This window comes from Streptomyces sp. NPDC051582 (assembly GCF_040681715.1).
In the GTDB taxonomy this organism is placed as follows: Bacteria; Actinomycetota; Actinomycetes; order Streptomycetales; family Streptomycetaceae; genus Streptomyces.
Genome location: NZ_JBFAZJ010000030.1, coordinates 31,282 through 50,664 on the forward strand (window position 1 = coordinate 31,282; position 19,383 = coordinate 50,664).

Annotated in this window: 17 protein-coding genes; 10 read left to right on the top strand and 7 right to left on the bottom strand. The window is 72.4% G+C overall.

Going from position 1 to position 19,383, the window contains the following annotated elements; translation table 11 throughout:
* The first annotated feature begins 46 nt into the window (after positions 1-46).
* The 3 genes from AB0M92_RS30885 to AB0M92_RS30895 all read left to right on the top strand — a co-directional run bounded on the left by AB0M92_RS30885 (position 47) and on the right by AB0M92_RS30895 (position 6,092).
* The gene (locus AB0M92_RS30885; RefSeq protein ID WP_366105606.1) at positions 47-781 is read left to right on the top strand and encodes a DUF1838 family protein; all 735 of its coding nucleotides are present in this window, start codon (positions 47-49) and stop codon (positions 779-781) included.
* A 528-nt stretch (positions 782-1,309) separates the two neighbouring features.
* Positions 1,310-3,094, top strand: coding sequence for a S8 family serine peptidase (locus AB0M92_RS30890; protein WP_366105668.1), 1,785 nt, complete (start codon positions 1,310-1,312; stop codon positions 3,092-3,094).
* 196 nt (positions 3,095-3,290) lie between these two features.
* The gene (locus AB0M92_RS30895; RefSeq protein ID WP_366105607.1) at positions 3,291-6,092 is read left to right on the top strand and encodes a LuxR family transcriptional regulator; all 2,802 of its coding nucleotides are present in this window, start codon (positions 3,291-3,293) and stop codon (positions 6,090-6,092) included.
* A gap of 39 nt (positions 6,093-6,131) precedes the next feature.
* Here AB0M92_RS30895 and AB0M92_RS30900 read toward each other — a convergent pair whose 3' ends face one another.
* From AB0M92_RS30900 to AB0M92_RS30920, 5 genes are all read right to left on the bottom strand, one after another.
* Positions 6,132-7,043, bottom strand: a complete 912-nt coding sequence (locus tag AB0M92_RS30900) for a glycoside hydrolase family 19 protein (RefSeq protein ID WP_366105608.1) — start codon at positions 7,041-7,043, stop codon at positions 6,132-6,134.
* 195 nt (positions 7,044-7,238) lie between these two features.
* Entirely contained in the window at positions 7,239-7,652 is a 414-nt protein-coding gene (locus tag AB0M92_RS30905) for a rodlin (RefSeq protein WP_366105609.1), read from the bottom strand.
* A gap of 223 nt (positions 7,653-7,875) precedes the next feature.
* Entirely contained in the window at positions 7,876-8,067 is a 192-nt protein-coding gene (locus tag AB0M92_RS30910) for a DUF5302 domain-containing protein (protein ID WP_366105610.1), read from the bottom strand.
* Between the two features lie 213 nt (positions 8,068-8,280).
* A complete protein-coding gene (locus AB0M92_RS30915) occupies positions 8,281-8,652 on the bottom strand; it encodes a hypothetical protein (protein WP_048479458.1) in 372 nt (123 codons plus the stop codon).
* Between the two features lie 316 nt (positions 8,653-8,968).
* Positions 8,969-9,889, bottom strand: coding sequence for a MurR/RpiR family transcriptional regulator (locus AB0M92_RS30920; RefSeq protein ID WP_030160961.1), 921 nt, complete (start codon positions 9,887-9,889; stop codon positions 8,969-8,971).
* Positions 9,890-10,120: 231 nt separating this feature from the next.
* Here AB0M92_RS30920 and AB0M92_RS30925 point away from each other — a divergent pair, with 231 nt between their 5' ends.
* Together AB0M92_RS30925 and AB0M92_RS30930 are read left to right on the top strand one after the other, a co-directional pair.
* A complete protein-coding gene (locus tag AB0M92_RS30925) occupies positions 10,121-10,954 on the top strand; it encodes a PP2C family protein-serine/threonine phosphatase (RefSeq protein WP_366105611.1) in 834 nt (277 codons plus the stop codon).
* A gap of 44 nt (positions 10,955-10,998) precedes the next feature.
* Complete coding sequence (locus AB0M92_RS30930; protein ID WP_366105612.1) at positions 10,999-11,952, top strand: MASE1 domain-containing protein; 954 nt, start codon at positions 10,999-11,001, stop codon at positions 11,950-11,952.
* Positions 11,953-12,182: 230 nt separating this feature from the next.
* Here AB0M92_RS30930 and AB0M92_RS30935 read toward each other — a convergent pair whose 3' ends face one another.
* Entirely contained in the window at positions 12,183-12,833 is a 651-nt protein-coding gene (locus AB0M92_RS30935) for an RDD family protein (RefSeq protein WP_366105613.1), read from the bottom strand.
* A gap of 307 nt (positions 12,834-13,140) precedes the next feature.
* Here AB0M92_RS30935 and AB0M92_RS30940 point away from each other — a divergent pair, with 307 nt between their 5' ends.
* Positions 13,141-14,799: a phospholipase D-like domain-containing protein gene (locus AB0M92_RS30940; protein WP_366105614.1), complete on the top strand. Its 1,659-nt coding sequence runs from the start codon at positions 13,141-13,143 to the stop codon at positions 14,797-14,799.
* 118 nt (positions 14,800-14,917) lie between these two features.
* On the opposite strand, the gene AB0M92_RS30945 is transcribed toward AB0M92_RS30940, so the two are convergent.
* Positions 14,918-15,418, bottom strand: coding sequence for a hypothetical protein (locus AB0M92_RS30945; protein ID WP_366105615.1), 501 nt, complete (start codon positions 15,416-15,418; stop codon positions 14,918-14,920).
* Positions 15,419-15,842: 424 nt separating this feature from the next.
* Here AB0M92_RS30945 and AB0M92_RS30950 point away from each other — a divergent pair, with 424 nt between their 5' ends.
* The 4 genes from AB0M92_RS30950 (at position 15,843) to AB0M92_RS30965 (ending at position 19,365) form a co-directional block, all read left to right on the top strand.
* Complete coding sequence (locus AB0M92_RS30950) at positions 15,843-16,955, top strand: alpha/beta hydrolase-fold protein (protein ID WP_366105616.1); 1,113 nt, start codon at positions 15,843-15,845, stop codon at positions 16,953-16,955.
* A gap of 68 nt (positions 16,956-17,023) precedes the next feature.
* A complete protein-coding gene (locus tag AB0M92_RS30955; RefSeq protein ID WP_366105617.1) occupies positions 17,024-18,244 on the top strand; it encodes a cytochrome P450 in 1,221 nt (406 codons plus the stop codon).
* Positions 18,245-18,325: 81 nt separating this feature from the next.
* Entirely contained in the window at positions 18,326-18,574 is a 249-nt protein-coding gene (locus AB0M92_RS30960; RefSeq protein WP_366105618.1) for a hypothetical protein, read from the top strand.
* A 98-nt stretch (positions 18,575-18,672) separates the two neighbouring features.
* Positions 18,673-19,365 (top strand): RraA family protein, encoded by a 693-nt coding sequence (locus AB0M92_RS30965; protein WP_366105619.1) that lies wholly within the window; start codon positions 18,673-18,675, stop codon positions 19,363-19,365.
* Positions 19,366-19,383 lie beyond the last annotated feature (18 nt).

Consider the following 19,383-nt stretch of genomic DNA (forward strand, 5'->3'; position numbering starts at 1 on the left):
CCCGCGCGCTTGCCGAGCCGTCGGCGGACCGCGCACAGTGACCGGCATGACACCCGCAGAGCTCCTGCACGCGTTCGCCCGCACCCGCGCCTCCCTCGACGGCGCCGAGGTGACCTTCTGGTGGTCCGGGGACATCTACTCCTGGGCCCCGGACCAGCCCTACCGGCGCCTGTTCGGCTTCGAGGGCCTCAACGTCGCCCGCCTCGTCGAGGACGCGGACACCGGCGGCTTCCAACTGCTCACCAGGGAGGCCGCGTTCTACCTGGATCCGCAGACCCGGGAGATCCTGGAGACCTGGGAGGACAAGCCGGTGATCCACATCTGGAACGATCCGGCCAATCTGCGGCTGCGGCCCTTCCCGGTCCCGCTGACCGAACTCGGGGACCAGGTCTGCTTCAGCCTGGAGATCCCGATCGCCTATCCCTCGCCGCTGCCGGTCGCCGAGTATCCGCTGAACTCGGCCGACGACACGTACCGGGCCCTGGAGCTCTTCCAGTTCTTCGCCCCGGCCGCGGTGCTGACGACGGACGAGCCGAGCGTCCCGAGCACCATGTCCTGGACGCGGATGTCCCCGTGGCTGCCGTGGATGGAACAGGGTCAACGCCCGGGCGGCCTGACGTTCCACTGCCGGGGCCGCAAGACGGGCTCGTACGCCGAGGTTCCGGAGCGCACCCGCGCGTACATCGCGGCCCGCCACCCGGAGTACGCCCACGCCCCGGAGAAGTGGACCGAACCGAACGAGACGAGCTGGACCCACTTCCGCACCCACGGCCGCCCCTGACCCCCCGAGGCCCCGCCTGCCGGGGGCGGGTTGGCAGGGTTCGTCCGGAGTTGACCCGCAGGGGCGGGCGGGGGGAGTTCGGCGGGGGATGCGGAGTCCCGGAAACCGGGGCCCCTGGAGGCCGGGGGCCCCGGTGCGGGAGGTAGGGTCCGGGGGAGGTGTAGGGGGGCGGCAGGGGTGCGGACAAGGGTTTTCCCTGTATCGGGTTCATCCTCGCGTTGCCTACTGTCTGCCCACCGGCGATCTCTCCCGCCCCGAACGGACCCCGCGCCAACCCCACATGGTGTGAAGCCGTCCGGACGGGTGGATCGCCCGCACCGCCGTTGCCCCAGCCCCGCCGAAGCGGCCGGGACAACGCGGCGAGCAGCGGTGGCCGGGACGGGACTGACCGACCCGCTCCCGGCCCCGTAGTCGCCGGTTCACCTCCCACATTGCTCCAACCGCCCGCTCCGGCCTGCCCGGAAACGGCCCGCGAAAGGGAACACCGTGCACGCAACGAGACGCAGCAGGCTCATATCCGTGGTGGCGATGTCCGTCACCCTGCTCGCCGGCTCCGCCACCGCTTCCGTCGCCCTCGGCGGCTCGGAGCCCGCGCCGGCCCCGGCCGCCGCCTCCACCCTGCCGGCCGCGGGGGCGCCGGCCGCTCCGGACGCCGCCCCGGTGCAGAACCTGATCGTCGGCTACAAGTCCTCGGCCACCGAGGCCAGCTCCAACAAGGCCGCCGCCGACGACGCGAGCGCCAAGGGCAAGAAGGCCGGCAAGAAGGCGAAGTTCGACCGACGCCTCGGCACCGGTGCCGCCCTCGTCAACCTGGGCGGCTCCGTCGCCCCGGCCGCCGCGGCCGACGTGATGGCCCAGTTCCGTGCCGACCCGGACGTCGCCTACGTCGAGGTGGACTCCCGCGCCTACGCGATGGCCACCCCGAACGACACCGAGTACACCAAGCAGTGGGACCTCTTCGAGCCCACCGGTGGCATGAACGTTCCTGCCGCCTGGGACAAGACCACCGGCTCCGGCGTCACCGTCGCCGTGATCGACACCGGCTACGTGACCCACTCCGACGTGGCCTCGAACATCGTCGCCGGCTACGACTTCATCTCCGACGCCACCGGCGCCCGTGACGGCAACGGCCGCGACAACAACCCCGCCGACGCGGGCGACTGGAGCGCGGCCGGCGAGTGCGGCACCGGCTCCCCGGCCAGCGGCTCCTCCTGGCACGGCACCCACGTCGCGGGCACCATCGCCGCCGCCACCAACAACGCCAAGGGCGTCGCGGGCATCGCGTACAACGCGAAGATCCAGCCCGTCCGCGTGCTCGGCAAGTGCGGCGGCACCACCGCCGACATCGTCGACGCCATCACCTGGGCCTCCGGCGGCACCGTCGCGGGCGTCCCGGCGAACGCCACCCCCGCCAAGGTCATCAACATGAGCCTCGGCGGCTCCGGCGCCTGCACCTCCAGCTACCAGAACGCCATCAACGCGGCCGTCGCCCGCGGCACCACCGTCGTGGTCGCCGCCGGCAACAGCAACGCGGACGCGGCCGGCTTCTCGCCCGCCAGCTGCAACAACGTGGTCTCCGTGGCCGCCACCAACCGCACCGGCGACCGCTCGTTCTACTCGAACTACGGCAGCCGCGTCGACGTCTCCGCCCCGGGCGGTGAGACCCGCCGCGCCACCGACACGCCCGGCACCGTCACCACCCCGGAGAACGGCATCCTCTCCACGCTCAACAACGGCGCCACCACCCCGGGCTCGGAGATCTACAAGCCCTACCAGGGCACCAGCATGGCCGCCCCGCACATCGCGGGCCTCGCCGCGCTCGTCGTCGCCGCCAAGCCCTCGCTGACCCCGGCGCAGGTCGAGTCGGCCATCAAGGCCAACGCCCGCCCGCTGCCCGGCACCTGCACCGGCGGCTGCGGCACCGGTATCGCCGACGCCGCCGCGACGATCACCGCCGTCACCTCGGCGCCCGCCCCGGGCTTCGAGAACGGTACGAACGTGAACATCCTCGACAACACCACCGTCGAGAGCCCGATCACCGTCAGCGGAGTCGCGGGCAACGCCCCGGCCGCGCTCAAGGTGAACGTGAACATCGTGCACACGTACGTCGGTGACCTGAAGGTCGACCTCGTCGCCCCGGACGGCTCCGTCTACAACCTGCACAACCGCGCGGGCGGCAGCACCGCCAACATCAACCAGCAGTACACCGTGAACGCCTCCTCGGAGGTCGCTAACGGCACCTGGAAGCTCCGCGTGAACGACAACGCGGGCGGCGACACCGGCTTCATCGACTCCTGGAGCCTCGGCTTCTGAGGAGCCGCAGGCCTCGCCGGCCGGTAGCACCGACCGGCCGCTCCAGTACGGACCAATGAGCCCGCGGACCTGCCGATACACCTCGTATCGGCAGGTCCGCAGCCGTTTCCCCACAGCTGACTGAATTCTGCGTCACAATCCGGGTCCACCCGGCATCCGACCTCGTATTGTCGCGTCTCACAGGAGATGCACAGAAGTGGGGACGAGAGGCTGGTGGCTGTGCGTGGTGGCGGCGACGGGGAACGCTGACACGACCGTCGGACACGGTGAACTGATCAAGGAGGTCGAACGCGCGCTGACCGCGCACGGGCGGGCCCTCCTCACCGGACCCGCCGGCGCGGGCAAGACCGAGGTGGCCGCCGCCGTCGCCGCCGCGGCCGCTTCCCGCCACGAAACCGTGCTGCGCCTCGCCCCCGAGGCCGCCGACCAGTGGATACCGGAAGCCTCCGCCGCCGCGCTCCTCGCCTCCGTGCCCTGCTCCGCCCTGGACCGCCTCTCCGGACCCCAGCGCACGGCCATCGCCCTGCTGCGCCGGGAGGCCGACGCACCCCGCGCCGGGCGCGACCACGTCGCGCTGCGCCTCGCCGTCGTGGAGATCCTGCGGACTCTCGCCGCCCGCACCCCCGTCCTGCTCGTCCTCGACAACGCCCAGTGGCTGGACGCGGAAAGCACCGATCTGCTCCGTTTCGCCCTGCGGCTGACCCCGCCGCGCGTACGGGTCCTCGTGGCGGAGTGCGTCCAGGGCGGCGCCCTCGTCGGCGGCCCCCTCTGCGGCCCCGGCACCCCCGCGATACGGGTCCCCCCGCTCGGCGCCGACGAGGTCGCCGAACTCCTCGCCCGCCACGGCCTCCCCGCCCGCCTCGCCGGCCGCATCCACCAGGCCAGCGGCGGAAACCCGCGCCTCGCCCTCGCCCTCGGACACTCCCTCGCCGAGGCCGCCGAGGCCCGCGACGCCAGCGCCCACCACGCCGACCCCCTGCCCCTGTCCGGCCAGGCCCGCGAGGTCGCCCGCCGGCTCCTCGCCGAAGCCCCGGCCCCCGCCCGCCGCACCCTGCTGCTCGCCGCCCTCGCGGCCCGGCCGACGACCGCCCTGCTGCGCCGGGCCGGGCGCCCCGACGCCGAGGCCGAGCTCGCCGAAGCCGAACGGGCCGCGCTGGTCACCGTGGGGGAGGACGGGGCGGTCGCGTTCACCGCCGGTGCCCTGCCCATGGCCCTGGCCGCCGATGCCGGCTGGCCCGAGCGCGCCGCCGGACACTCCGCGCTCGCCGACGCCGTCGACGACCCCGTCCAGGCCGTACGCCACCGGGCGCTGGCCGTGGACACCCCCGACGAGTGGCTCGCCGCCGAGATCACCGAGGCCGCCGCGGCCTGCCGCAGACGCGGACAGCGCGCCCTGGCCGCCGAACTCGGCCTGCTCGCGGCCGAACGCACGCCGACCAACCGGCCCGGGGACGAACTGGCCCGCCTCGTCGCCGCCGCCGAGGACGCCGGCTGGGCCGGCCGCGCCGACCTCGCCCGCCGGGCCACCCGTGCCGTACTGGCCCGCGACGCCTCGCCCGCCGACCGGGTGCGGGCCCGGCTCGCCGTGATCGACGCCGCGGGGCAGGCCCTCGCCGCCCTCGACGAGACCTTCGCGCACGCCATGGACGACGCCGCCGCAGACCCCGCCCTCCAAGCGGCCGTACAGCTGCGGATCGCCACGAAGTACAACCTCAGCGACGGCGACCCCGTGCGCTCCCGTGACGCCGCGGCCGAGGCGGGTGCCCTCGCCGCCCTCGGCGGCGACCAGGTCGCCGAGGCCATGGCCCTGACCGTACGGGCCCGCATGGGCCGCATCCTCGGGGACCGGGACGCCGAGGACATCCTCGCCGAGGCCCTGGCCCTGCCCGCCCCCGACGTGCCGCTCGGCATGCGCAACGCGCCGCAGTACCTCGCCGTACGGCACGCCCTGTTCGACGACCGCGTCGACGACGCCCGCCGCCAGCTGCTCGTCCTGCTTCCCGCCGTCCGCCGCACCGGGTCCGCCGAGGACGTCTTCGAGGTCCTGCGCAGCCTCACCGAGGTGGAACTGCGCCGCGGCCGGTGCACGTCCGCGTCCGCGCACGCCCGCCGCGCCCTCGAACTCACCATCGAGGCGGGCCTCTCGCCGGGCCCCGCCTGGTACGCCTCCGCGATGGCCGAGGCCATGGGCGGCAGCTTCGCGCGCGCCGCCGCGTACGCCCGGCGCGGCATCCAGGCCTCCGAGGAGGAGCACGACCAGGTGTTCCTCTCGCGCAGCCTGTACGCGCTGGGCCTGACCGAGCTGGCGACGGGGGATGCGGCCAGAGCGGTGGCCACCCTGCGGCGCGTCGCCGAACTGGAAGAGGCCCAGCAGGTCGTCGACCCCTCGATCCTGCGCTGGCACGGAGAGCTGGCCGAGGCCCTGGTGGCCGCCGACGCGCCGGACGAGGCCGCCGAACTGCTCGGCGCGGTCCGTACGGTGGCGCTCGGACTCGGCCGCACCACCGTGGTCGCCGCCCTGGACCGGGCCCGCGGCCTGTGCCTGTCCGCGCACGGCGACGCCGATGCCGCCGTGGACCTGCTGGGGTCCACGGCGCAGCGGTTCGCCGCCCTGGAGCTCCCGGTGGAGCGCGGCCGTACGCTGCTCGCCCTGGCCCGGGTGGAACGCCGCCGGCGCCGGCGCGCCCCGGCCCGCGCCGCGCTGCGGGCCGCCGCCGAGGTGTTCGCCGCGGCCGGGGCGAAGCCCTGGGCCGAACTCGCCGCGGAGAACCGGGAGGCGGCCCCCGCCCCGGGCGGCGGCGCGGCCGTGGCCCTGTCGGCGCTGACGGAGGCCGAGACCCGGCTCGCGCTGCTCGTCGCGGAGGGCGCCAGCAACCAGGAGGCCGCCGCGAAGCTGTTCGTCAGCGTCAAGACCGTCGAGGCCCGGCTGACCCGGATCTACCAGAAGCTGGACGTACGCTCCCGGGCCCAGCTGGCCACCACCCTGCGCACCCGCTGAGGGCGCGCGGGGTGCCGGCAGCCGGGCCGGTGGCGGGGTTCAGCAGCCGAGGTTGCCGCCCGGGCTCACGCCCAGGATCTGCGTGAAGGACTGGTAGGCGTTGATCCGGCTCTGGACCTGGGCGGGGTTGCCGCCGTTGCATTCCAGGGAGCCGTTGATGGAGCGGATCGTCTCACCGAAGCCGGCCCCGTTGACCATGGCGGCGTGGGCGGTCATCGTGCCCGGGCCGTTCTGGGTGTTCCAGTACCACAGGGCGGTCTTCATGGCGACGGCCGGATCCTGCTCCACCAGGTACGGGTTGGCGAGCAGGTTGATGCCGAGGGCGTCCCCGGCCGCCTTGTAGTTGAAGTTCCAGCTGAGCTGGATCGGGCCGCGGCCGTAGTAGGCGGCCTGTCCGGCGGGGCAGCCGTACGGCTGGCTCGCGTCGCAGTAGTGGGGGTAGTTGGCGGTGTTCTGCTCGACGATGTACACCAGCCCGCCCGTCTCGTGCGAGACGTTCGCCAGGAAGGCGGCGGCCTCGCGCCGCTTGACGGTGTCGTCGCCGGTGTTGGCGAAGCCGGGGTACGCCGACAGGGCCGCGACCAGACCGTTGTAGGTGTAGAAGGAGTTCCGGTTCGGGAACATCTGGTTGAACTGGGCCTCGGAGACCACGAATCCGGACGGGGTGCCGGGGTCCGTGCCGCCGCCACCGCCGCAGGTGCCGAGGTCGGACCAGACGCCCCACTGCCCGGTGGTGCCGGGCGTCTCGCCCTGCGTCCACCACTTGGCCTGCCAGTTGTGCCCGCCGTACGAGGCGTTCGTGCCGCCGGTGTAGACGGCGGAGGAGGACCAGGGGGAGGCGCAGGCCGCGGCCGCGGAGGCGGGTGAGGCGGGGAGGGCGACCGCGAGGCCGATGGTGGCGGCCGCGGCGGCGGTCAGGGCGAGTGCTCGGCGGCGAAGCGCACGTATCACGTAACTGCTCCTTCAATGGGGGGAATTGCCGTGGGGGGCATTCCTGGCCACTGAAGCGAAACTGGTCTGGACCTGTCAAGGTCTAGACCAGCATTCATGCGTTTCGGACAACATCCGGGCCACGAGGCCGCCGCAAACGGGCGGGGCCCGTACGCGCCGTCGCGCATACGGGCCCCGCCGGTCGTCCTGCGGTGATCAGCTGCCGGCGGAGAGGTTGCCGGAGAGGACCGGGATGTTGTCCACGATGTGGGAGAGCGACTCGTCGCCCTTGGCCTGGGTGGAGTTCTCGGTGCACTGCTGGTTCATCGGGTTGGACAGGACGTTGATGTCCTGGACGCCGATGTTGGCGAGGACGGCCACCAGCGACTGGGCGTTGACCTTGGCCGGCAGGCCGACGCAGAGCTTGTTGAGCGAGCCCTGGGCCAGGCTGAGCTGCGGGCTCATCGCGCCCTTGGTCTCCTGGTTGCCGTAGATCTGCGAAGCGTCGTTGCCGTTGACCGTGTTGATGCCGTTGTCGTTGCCGATCGCCATCGCCGGGGCGGCAACCGCGGCACCGAGGCCCAGCACGGAGGCGGTGACCGCAGTGGTGGCCATGAGCTTCTTGAGCATGAGGATTTTCCTTCTGTAGCGCTGTTGCGTGGGATGGCTGCCCCCGGCGGGACGAGCTGATCAACTGCAATCCGCGCGCTTGGTTATCGGCTGTCACCCGAGTGGCCCAGTGAGTGCGGTCGTGACCGGGCACGCGAAAGGGGCCGCCTCCCGCTCTGTGAGCGGGAAACGGCCCCTTCGTCCGACATCTTCAGGGCATCGCCGTGGAGACGGCCGCGGGCGGTCAGCCCGTCTTGCGGCGGGTCTTCTTGTTCTTGCCGCCCGCGCCCGCGCTGGAGCCCTGGATCTTCGCCCGGCTCTGGTGGGCCTGCTGTGCGTGGGCACTGCGGGCATTGCGGTCGAGGGCCTCCCGGAACTTGCGCTTGGCCTCCTCGGCCGGCGATTCGTCCTGCGGGGTGTCCGACTCTTGTGCCATGTGTCCTCCTGGGTCGACCTGAAGCCGCCCCAGTCTGTCACCCGCCGTCCCCCCTGACCAGCGAGTTCGGTTCCGGGGGCGCGAGCCGGACCGGCGTCCGGGGCCGGGCAAGCGAAATCCCGGGCCTCGCGGGGAGACCCGGGACTTCACTGGTGCACTTCGCTTGACCGCCGTGTTCAACGACGGACCGCCCGCGAGGTCACGCCGCCGACTTCAACTCTGCGTGACGCGCAGCGCGTCGCCGACCAGGCGCACCGCGCGCGAGAGCCGGCCCAGCTGCTGGAGTTCGACGGCGTACATCCGGATCGAGCTCTCGATGACGGTCTCGGCCACGCCCATCGCCGGCAGTTCGGCCCGGCTGGTCTCCAGGGCCACCCGCACCGCGCGCATCTCGTGCTGCAGCTGGAGCTGGGCGTGCCGGGTGAGGAGGACGGGGCTGCGGGTCAGCGTCGAGTAGCTGCCGTAGCGGGCCGGGAGCAGATCCCGCAGCCAGCGCATGGCCGTGCGTTCCCAGTCATGGGTGCCGGGGGTCTTGACCTGGCAGGGCCAGTCCGGGCTGAGCGTGGTGGAGGCCGTCTGGCGCATTCTCGTCGCTTCCGAATGGTGTCGAACTCTGATCGAGACGTTGGTGGGCGGCCTCGGCCCAGGGGTTGACCGAGGCCGCCACAAGCGCTCTGGTGGAAACCGGTGCCGGGAACGGGCACCCGGCGCGGGGCAGGAGGAGGAGCTGTCCCGCGCGGGTGTCCGTTCTGGGAGGGCGTGGGGTCGCTCTCCTTGGCGTCCGTGGATCCGGCGCGCTGCTCAGTAAACATATATACCGTCGAGTAGACAAGAGAATGAAAAATTACATGCGCCTACAGGGCGTGAAAGTGGACCGCCTCGTACCGGTTGAAAATCGGGCTTACAGGAAGAATCCGTGCTGGTCGGCGACCTGTTCGTAACCTTCGAGCCGTGCTTGCGTACGCTCCGGATCCGCGTCGGCCATCGCCTGCAACAGCGCCGCGGAGAGCATCCCCGGGGCCGCGTACGAGTCGAACACCAGCCGCGCCCCGGTTCCGGCGGTCAGCGCCACGTCCGCCTCGTCGACCAGCGGACCCAGCGTGGTGTCGGTGATCAGCGCGATCTTCAGTCCGGCGCTGCGGGCAGCCCGGAGCGCCGACAGGGTCTCCTTGGCGTGCCGGGGCATCGCGAAGGCCAGCGCCCAGGTCCCGCCGGCCTCCCGGGACTGGAGCAGGGCGTCGTAGGCGACGCTGCCTCCACGTGTCACCAGCCGGACATCGGGATGGATGCGCCGTGCCGCGTACGCGAAGTACTCCGCGAGCGAGACCGAGATCCGCAGGCCCAGCACCGTCAGCGGCACCGAGCGGGCCAGCTCCCGGCCGATGTCGAGCACCTGGTCGGTGTCGGCGAGCAGGCGCCGTACGTTCTCCAGGTTCACGATCTCGGCGTCCACGGCCGCCTGGAGCTCGTTGCGGCGGAACTGCTCGCGGCTCTCCGGGGAGCCCGCGACCGCGCTGAGCGCCATGGGTTGCAGGGCGTCGCGCAGGGCGGGATAGCCGCTGAAGCCGAGGGAGGTGGCGAAACGTGTCACCGACGGCTGGCTGACGCCCACCCGCTCCGCGAGTTCGGTGATCGAGAGGAACGCGGCCTCGGTGAGGTGGTCGACCAGGTACTGGGCGATCCGCCGCTGCCCCGGGGACAGCCGGTGGCCGTCGAAGAGGGCGCGGACCCGGTCCCCGGGGGCCCGCTCATGGACCGGCGGCGCCTGCCCACTCGGCGTGATCGCAGCCGCCTGTGCGCGTGCCTGCTGCCCCGATGACACCGGTGGCCTCCCTCTCATGTCACTCGTCTTCAAACATAGCTCACGCCCTGTGGTCGGGCCGGGCCGGTGCCCGGGGCGGGGACGCGGGCCGGGCCGCATCTCTCGCGACCCCCGGATGGCGGAAATATGATGTGCTCGGATCCCGGGTGCGGCGCGCACCCGAAAGCCGAGGGCCGAGTGCCGAGAGCAGGGACAGAAGCAGGGACCTATGGATGCACCCGGGAGCGGTCCATGACCCCGCGCCGAGCCCCGAAGTCGGTGAGCGCCGCCGACCTCCTGAGCACCCTGGGACGGCTCACCGCCCGGGCCCGCGCGGGTGCGGAACTGCAACTCGCCAGGGTCGAGCTCGCCGAGGCGCTCCAGCGCGAGATGCTGCCGGCCTCGCTGCCGGCCCTGCCCGGGCTGCGCAGCGCCGCCCGCTACGCCCCCGCCCGGCACGGCCTGGACATCGGCGGCGACTGGTACGACGGCTTCCGGCTGTCGGCGGGCGGACTCGCCTTCTCCATCGGCGACGTCCAGGGACACGATGTGGAGGCCGCCGCCTTCATGGGGCAGGTCCGCGTCGGCGTGCGTGCGGTGTCGACCGTCGTCGTGGACCCGGGCGAGGTGCTGAGCCGGGCCAACGACGTCCTGCTCTCGATGGACTGCGAGCTCTTCGCGACCTGCACCCTGCTCCGCTTCGACCCCGACACCTGGGTGCTGGAGAGTGCCCGCGCCGGGCACGTGCCCTCCGTCTGGGCCACGGTCGACGGCCGCTACGGCATCACCGACGACGAGGGCGGCCTGCCGCTCGGAGTGGAGTCCGGGGCCCGGTACGCGGTGACCCGGCGCCGGCTGGAGCAGGCGGGCTCCATCGTCCTGCTCACCGACGGAGTGGTCGAGGGGCCCTCCTTCCCGATCGACGTCGGACTGGAGCGGGTGGCCCGCGTGGTCAGGGAGGCGGCGGGCGCCGACCCCGACGAGATAGCCGCCGAAATCATGAAGGTGGCCGACTCCACCGGCCACGCGGACGACGCGGCCGTGCTCGTCCTCAGCCACGACGCCGCCGGACCCCCGCGCCGGTAGCGCGTGTCACGGCCGCCCCGGGGCGGCGGCTGTTGTCTGATGCTGTGGTGCGCACCGAGGAATGGCGACGTTTCCGCGGAACCCTTCTCGGGATCCTCATCGTCGCCACCGCCTACTACGCCTCAGGACGGATCGGCCTCCTGCTGCGCGTGGTGGTCGACGGCGCCGTGGTGACGCCCCTGTGGCTGCCCACCGGCATCGCCGTCGCCGCGCTGCTGTGGTTCGGGCCGCGGTTCTGGCCGGGCATCGCCCTCGGGACGTTCTTCGCCATCGAACACCTCGCCAGCTTCCAGCTCGCCGACGTCGTCATCGTCGTGGGCAACACCCTCGCGCCGCTGTGCGCGTACCTGTTGCTGCGCCAGGTGGGCTTCCGCGTCGAGATCGACCGGCTGCGCGACGGCCTGGCCCTCGTCTTCCTCGGCGGGCTGGTGCCGATGATGCTCAGCGCTTCGATCGGGACCGGGGTGCTGGTGGCCACCGGGACCCTGGACCCCTCCGGGTTCTGGCCGGTGTGGTCGGCGTGGTGGGCCGGCGACGCGATGGGCGTCCTGGTGCTGACCCCGCTGCTGCTCGTCCTGCCCCGGGTGCGGATGCCGCAGGACGCCTACCGGGTCGCCGAGGGGGTGGGGCTGACCGTCGCCGCCGGGGTCGTCGTCATCGTCGCCACGCGGAGCTCGCTGTCGCTGCTCTTCCTCGTCTTCCCGCTGCTGATCTGGTCGGCCGTACGCTTCCAGCTGCCCGGCAGCGCGCCGTGCGTCCTGCTCGTGTCCGTCCTGGCGATCTCGGCGGCGACCGACGAGGTCGGGCCCTTCGCCACCCACTCCCTCTTCGAGATCATGGTCAACCTCCAGGCCCTCAACGGCTCGGCGGCCCTGACCGCGCTGCTGCTTTCGGCCATGGTCACCGAGCAGAACAACATCCGCGAGGAGATCGAACGGGTGTGCAACGACCTGGCGGAGGTGGTCGAACGCCTGGCCCCCGGCAGGCCGGAGGAGTGACCCGGGCGGCAACGCGTCCGCGACGGCCCGCGCGAGGCCGTACGGATCCCCGCTCGGCCGGCAGGGCGGCGGCCCGATGTCACCGCCGTGGGCTCGGAGGTGACGGGCCGCCGGACGTCCGCCGCGCGTACGGCCGGGCCGCGAAACGCGCCCACGAAACGCGCCCACCCGGCAGCGGAGGGGTCCGCTGCCGGGTGGGTGGTGGGGAGAAGAGCGGGAGAGGGGCGGCCTCAGCCCTTGGGGACCTGGATGACGACGGTGTTGCACACCTTGTCGGCGAAGGTCTGCTTCTTCTCGTCCCACAGCGGCCACAGGAAGCCGATGTAGCAGGGGATGCCGTCGAGGATGTGGGCCAGCTTGCGGACGAACGCCATGCCGAAGCCGAGGAAGGCGCCGTCGGCCTCGCGGCGCACGCTGATGCCCAGGACCTTCTTGCCGATGGTCTGGCCCGTGGTGCCTTCCTTGTAGAGCTGGAAGATGGCCATGCCCATCGCGTACACCCAGCCGATGATGAAGAACACGCCGGGACCGGCGTTGGCCGGGTCGCTGCTGGCGGCCAGGTCGATGAAGCCGAGGGCGTACATCGGACCGGCGATGATGAGAGCGTCGAGCAGGTACGCGCCGAAGCGCTGGCCCCAGTGGGCGAGCGGCGGCATGCCCGAGCCCGGCATGCCGGTCATGCCGGGCGGCGGGTAGGCGCCGTACGGCGGCGGGGTCTGCTGCGGGGGCTGGGGGTAGCCGTACTGCGGCTGGGCACCCTGCGGGGGCTGCTGCGGGTAGCCGTACTGCGGGGGCACGCCCTGGGGAGCCTGCTGCGGGTGGCCGGGCTGACCCTGCGGGGGCTGCTGGCCGTACGGGTTGTTCGGGTCGCCGAAGCTCATGGCTGAAACTCTCCGGTGTCGGAAACGGGGACGTAGCGGATGGATCGGAGGAACATCACCATCTATCCGGTTTGCCCCCCTGAGCTGCCGCGATCTAGCGCGCATCATCGTGGTCGTTCCATCGGTCACTTGTCCAATCCGGCCATACGGATTTCTTACCGCCGGACCGTGCGTGCGGGCGGCAGGGCGGTGGCCGAATCCGATATGCGGGAATTCCCGGGCCTTCTGACCCGGTGGTAACTTCCGCGAGTTGATCTTGCCGGTCGCCCCTCGCGGCGACGGCGGTCCCTCCTGCAAGGAAGTCACAGTGCACCGCCTCACCCCGCACCGCCCGTCAGCCCGCCGCCCGTCAGTTCTCGCCGTACGCGCGGCGGTTCCGGCGGCCCTGCTGGCCCTGTTCACCGCCGTCCCGGCCGCGGCGGCCCCGGCGCCCGGCTCCGGCCCGGCGACCCCGGCGCCCCACCTCGACGCGGTGGAGCAGACGCTGCGCCAGGTTTCCCCCGGCCTCGAAGGCCGGGTGTGGGAACGCACCGGCGGCAACGTCCTCGACGCGTCGACGCCCGGCGGCGACGACTGGCTGCTGCAGACCCCCGGTTGCTGGGGCGACGACACGTGCGCCGCGCGCCCGGGAACCGAGCGGCTGCTCGCGAAGATGACGGAGAACGTCTCCCAGGCGGCGCACACCGTCGACATATCGACTCTGGCACCGTTCCCCAACGGCGCGTTCCAGGACGCGATCGTCGCGGGCCTCAAGTCCTCGGCCGCGCGCGGGAACAAGCTCAAGGTGCGCGTCCTGGTCGGCGCCGCGCCCGTCTACCACCTGAACGTCCTGCCGTCGAAGTACCGGGACGAGCTCGTCGCCAAGCTGGGCGCGGACGCCCGCAACGTCGACCTCAACGTCGCCTCGATGACGACCTCGAAGACGGCGTTCTCGTGGAACCACTCCAAGCTGCTGGTGGTCGACGGCCAGTCGGTGATCACGGGCGGGATCAACGACTGGAAGGACGACTACCTGGAGACCGCCCACCCGGTCGCCGACGTCGACCTCGCCCTGCGCGGGCCGGCCGCCGCGTCCGCGGGCCGCTACCTGGACGAGCTGTGGTCCTGGACCTGCCAGAACAAGAACAACATCGCCAGCGTCTGGTTCGCCTCTTCCAACGGCGCCGCCTGCATGCCCGCGATGGCCGAGGACGCCGCCCCCGCCACACCCCCGGCGGCCCCCGGCAACGTACCGGCCGTCGCCGTCGGCGGACTCGGCGTCGGCATCAAGCGGAACGACCCCTCCTCGGCCTTCAGGCCCGCGCTGGCCGGCGCCCCCGACACCAAGTGCGTCGTCGGCCTGCACGACAACACCAACGCCGACCGCGACTACGACACGGTCAACCCGGAGGAGAGCGCCCTGCGGACGCTGATCTCCAGCGCGAAGGGGCACATCGAGATCTCCCAGCAGGACGTCAACGCGACCTGCCCGCCGCTGCCGCGCTACGACATCCGCGTCTACGACGCCCTCGCCGCGCGGATGGCGGCCGGAGTCAAGGTCCGCATCGTCGTCAGCGACCCCGCCAACCGCGGGGCCGTGGGCAGCGGCGGCTACTCGCAGATCAAGTCGCTCTCGGAGATCAGCGACACCCTGCGCGACCGTCTCGCCCTGCTGACCGGCGACCAGGGCGCGGCGAAGACCACGATGTGCTCGAACCTCCAGCTGGCGACCTTCCGCAGCTCCCAGAGCCCCACCTGGGCCGACGGCCACCCGTACGCGCAGCACCACAAGGTGGTCTCCGTCGACGACTCGGCCTTCTACATCGGCTCCAAGAACCTCTACCCGGCGTGGCTCCAGGACTTCGGCTACGTGGTGGAGAGCCCGGCGGCCGCCGCCCAGTTGAACGCCCGGCTCCTGGCCCCGCAGTGGCAGTACTCCCGCGCGACCGCCACGGTCGACCACGAACGCTCCCTCTGCCCGGCCTGAGCACCCTCCCGCCGCGCACAGCCGTCGCGCAGAGGTCCCACCGGTCCGTCCGGTGGGACCTCTGCTGCTACCGGGCCCTTTCAGGAGGCCCCGGCGATACGGGCTCCGCGGAGAGGGCTCAGTGGAAGAGCATCGAGGCGTCGCCGGCGGCCGTCGTGACCGAGCCGGGGCACAGGAAGCTGCCCGAGGTCTTGGTCGCGGTGAAGGCCTGGTTGACGTACTTGCGGGTCGCGCCGTCACGGTTCCACGTGATGTTCGTGGCCTTGTAGCGGCAGGAGATGAAGCTCATCTTGCCCGTGATGTCGATGGCGTCCGTCTTCGCGAGGCCGGCGGCGTCGTCGAAGGTGAACGCGGGGTTGTTGTTGAGAGCGGCGGTGATGCCGCCGTTGCAGCCGAGGTTGCCGCCGGGGGCGTTGATGGTGGTCCGGTCGACGGTCAGCGCGCTCGGGGGGTTGGCGCTGGTGCGCGCGTTGGTCCACGTACAGGTGTTGCCGGCGACGACGATGACGCCGTCGAGCTGTTGGTCCTCGGTGGGGCCGAGGGCGGTCGCCGACGTCGCTCCGACGACGATCACCGCTGCTGCCAGGACGGCCGCGCCCGGCCATGTCGAGATCTTCATGCTGTCGCTCCTCTTCGCCACGTCCTCGTGGGGGTGTGATGCGGGGCCCGGGACGGCCTCGCCGGCGTGCGCCCGGTCCGTCGGAGGCGGTGTCCGAACCGGCCGGGGGAGAGAGCTTTCGAGACGCGCCAGGGAACGTCCCACAGGGACCTTGAAATGTCAGGACCATGTCAACAAGTTGGCTGGAGTTCGCCCTGTACGGCGCCGAGTGCGGCGTGAGGGGGCGCGGGGTGACCAGCATCCGCCGTCCCGTGGCCGGATGGCGCAAAAGGGATGCGACTGCGTCTGTGGCTTCCTTTTCTCCTGCGAACGGGGTGGAACGGATCGGGCCCCGATGCGGTCTAGCTCTGTGCGCCCGCACAGGCGGCGCCGCCGGACCGCAGGTCCGTGCCGACCCGGCCAGCGTAGAGAGTCCCTCTGTTCCGTGAGTCTCACCAGTAGCACGCTCCTGATCCTCGTCCTCCTCGGCACGGCGCTGGCGTTCGCCGCCGCCGTGTGGCTCTGGCCGCGCCTCGGCCGCCGCGGCGGGCGGCCGGTGCTCGGCCGGATCGGCGTCGTCCTGACGCTCCAGGTGCTGCTGCTCGCGTCCGTCGGCCTCATCGCCAACCGGACCTTCCTGCTCTACGGATCCTGGGCGGACCTCGCCGGGACGCACGGGGCGATGCCCTCCATGGGCCAGGACGCGCCGGGCGGTGCGGCGGTTCGCGTCGTCGGCCGCCAGCCGACGGACGTACCCGGCGGGGCGACACCGCGCATCGGCGGTGAGATCGAGCGGATCACGGTGCGGGGCGAGGGGTCCAAGGCCGTCGTCCAGGCGTACGTGTACCTGCCGCCCGAGTACTTCCAGCCGGGCAAGGAGAACACGAAGTTCCCCGCCACCGTGGTGCTCACGGGCTTCCCGGGAATGGCCGAGAACCTGCTCAAGGGGCTGGACTACCCGAGGACGGCGTGGAGGCTCGCCAAGCAGAAGAAGATGCCGCCGATGGTCCTGGTGATGATGCAGCCCTCGGTGATACCGACCCGCAACAGCCAGTGCGTCGACGTGCCGGGCGGCCCGGCCAGCGAGACCTTCTTCGGTACGGACCTGCCCAAGGCGGTCTCCAGCGCCTACCGCGTCGCCACCTCGCCCTCGAACTGGGCCATCATGGGGGACTCCACCGGGGGTTACTGCGCGCTGAAGATGGCGTTGGAGCACCCGGAGCACTACGGGGCCGGAGTGGGCCTGTCGACGGACTACAGGCCAGAGCTCGACCAGTACTCCGGTGATCTCTTCCACGGGAACACTGCCGAGGAGAAACGATCCGACCTCCTGTGGAGCCTGGACAACCTGCCGCAGGGCAAGTCCTCCTTCCTGGTGGCGAGCTCGAAGCAGGGCGAGCCCAACTACAAGGACACGCAGAAGTTCATCGCGAAGGTGAAGGCCCCGGCGCGCGTCTCGTCGATCACGCTCGACAGCGGCGGGCACGGCTTCAACACGTGGCGGCGGGAGATCCCGCCCGCACTGGAATGGCTCGGCGGCCGCATCGGCGCCCCATGACCTCCGGCGCCTACGGACCTCCGCCGCCGGCCTCGGACACGGGAACGGGAACGGGAACGGGAGAAGGCATGACACAGGAGACGACCACCCCCACGGCATCCTTGCCGTGCCCGTACGACGAGTCGTTCGCCCGCGACCCGCACGCCGTCCACGCGCGCCTGCGCGCCGCGGGCCCCGTGCACCGCGTCGCGCTGCCCGACGGCTCCCCGGTGTGGCTGGTCACCCGCGCGGCGGACGTACGGGCCGGGCTCGCCGACGCCCGGTACTCCGTCGACAAGCGGCACTCGACCACGGGCTTCAGCGGGTTCTCGCTGCCGCCGGCTCTCGACGCCAACCTCCTGAACGTCGGCCCCGAGGACCACCTGCGGCTGCGCCGGCTCGTCTCGAAGGGGTTCACCGCCCGGCACGTCGAGCTGCTGCGGACCGGCATCCAGGACTGCGTCGACGAGCTGACCACCCGGCTCGCCGGCACCATCGCCCGTACCGGCGAGGCGGACCTGGTCGCCGAGTTCGCCAAGCCGCTGCCGCTGCGGACCATCGGCGCACTTCTGCGCGTACCCGCCCCCGACCAGGAGCGGTTCTCCGGCTGGGTGGCCACCATGCTCGCCCCGCGCTCGAAGGGGGAGCTCGTGGCGGCCGTCGGCAGCGTCCACCGGTTCCTGGTCGAGCTGGTGGAGCGGCGGCGGGCCCACCCGGGGGACGACATGCTGTCGAGCCTGATCGCGGCGCGCGACGAGGAGGACCGGCTCACCGAGGACGAGCTGGTCTCGCTCGCCTTCCTGATCCTCATGGCCGGCAGCGAGACCGTCCAGCACGTCATCGGCGCCGGGGTCCTGACCCTGCTCACCCACCCGGAGCAGCTCGCCGTCCTGCGCGCGGACCCCGCCCGGCTCCCCGAAGCCGTCGAGGAGCTGCTGCGGTACGCCGGCCCCAACCAGACGGCCATCCGCCGCTTCCCGACCGAGCCGGTGGAGATCGGCGGCGTCCGCGTCCCGGCGGGCGACACGGTCCTGTTCTGCCTGGCCGCGGCGCACCGCGACCCGGACCGCTACCCCGATCCCGACCGCTTCGACATCGACCGTGCGGACAAGGCCCACCTCGCGCTCGGCCACGGGCTGCACTACTGCCTCGGCGCACCGCTGGCCCGCCTCCAGATCACGCTCGCGCTGGGCGCCCTCCTCGACCGGCTGCCCGGGCTACGCCCGGCCGGCCCCGTGGAGCTGCTCTCCTGGAGCAGCACGTTCCGCTTCCACGCCCTCCGCGCCCTGCCGGTCACGGCGGACCTCTAGGGGTGTCCGCAAAGTCCCGCCTGTCCCGCGGCGCCAGGCCCGCGGATTGCGGCCCCGGCCGTCCCGGCAGAGGCTGGCCGCATGCACCACGCGCCGATCCTCGTCCACCCGCTCGCCCCGGCAGGCGGCCGCCGGGTCTCCCTGCGCGCCGAGGGCCAGGACACCGTCCTCGGCCTGGCGTTCAACGACGCCGACCTGATCGAGTTCCTGCGCCGGGCCGGCGTACCCGACCCCGATGACGTGGTCCTCGGCGACTCGGAGCTCCTCGAATGGCAGGGCGAGGAGCCGCACACGTACGGGGCGGAGCCCTCGGACACCGACATCCCGTGACTTCCCACCCCGAACCCCCGCGCCCGGGCGACCGGGCAGGCACCATGGGGGCGGTGGCTGACCCAAGCCGTCCGTTCGGGAGATGAAAGGGAGACGGCATGCTGAAGGCCTTCACCGACCTGTCCACGCCGCTCGTGGCCGATGCCTGCCTGCGCGCCGGAGTGCCGGTGCGCGTGGCACCGCCCGGCATCCGCACGGTGCTGCCCGGCCACCGGGTCGCGGGCCGCGCACTGCCGGTGCGCCACTACGGCAGCGTCGACGTGTTCCTGGAGGCGTACGGATCCGCCGAGCCCGGTGACGTCCTGGTCATCGACAACGGCGGCCGGACGGACGAGGCATGCGTCGGCGACCTCTCCGCCCTCGAAGCCGAGAGCGCGGGCGTGAGCGGCCTCGTGGTGTGGGGGTTGCACCGCGACACGCCCGAGCTGGCCGAGATCGGCCTGCCCGTGTTCAGCTACGGAAGCCATCCGGCCGGGCCGGTGCGGCTGGACGAACGCGAGCCCGAGGCCCTGGTCACCGCCCGGTTCGGCCCGCACCTCGTCGGCGGCTGGGACTTCGTCTTCGGCGACGCGGACGGGGTGCTGTTCGTGGCCGCCGACCGGGTCGAGGAGGTGCTGGACACGGCGCTCGGGATCCGCGAGACCGAGCGCGAACAGGCCCGCCGCATCCGCGCCGGCGAATCCCTGCGCAGCCAGACGGCCTTCGCCGACTACCTGGTCCTGCGCGAGGCCGACCCCTCGTACACCTTCCGCCGGCACCTGCGCCGGATGGGCGGCGCCGTCGAGGAGTGACGGCGCCGCCGCGTGCCC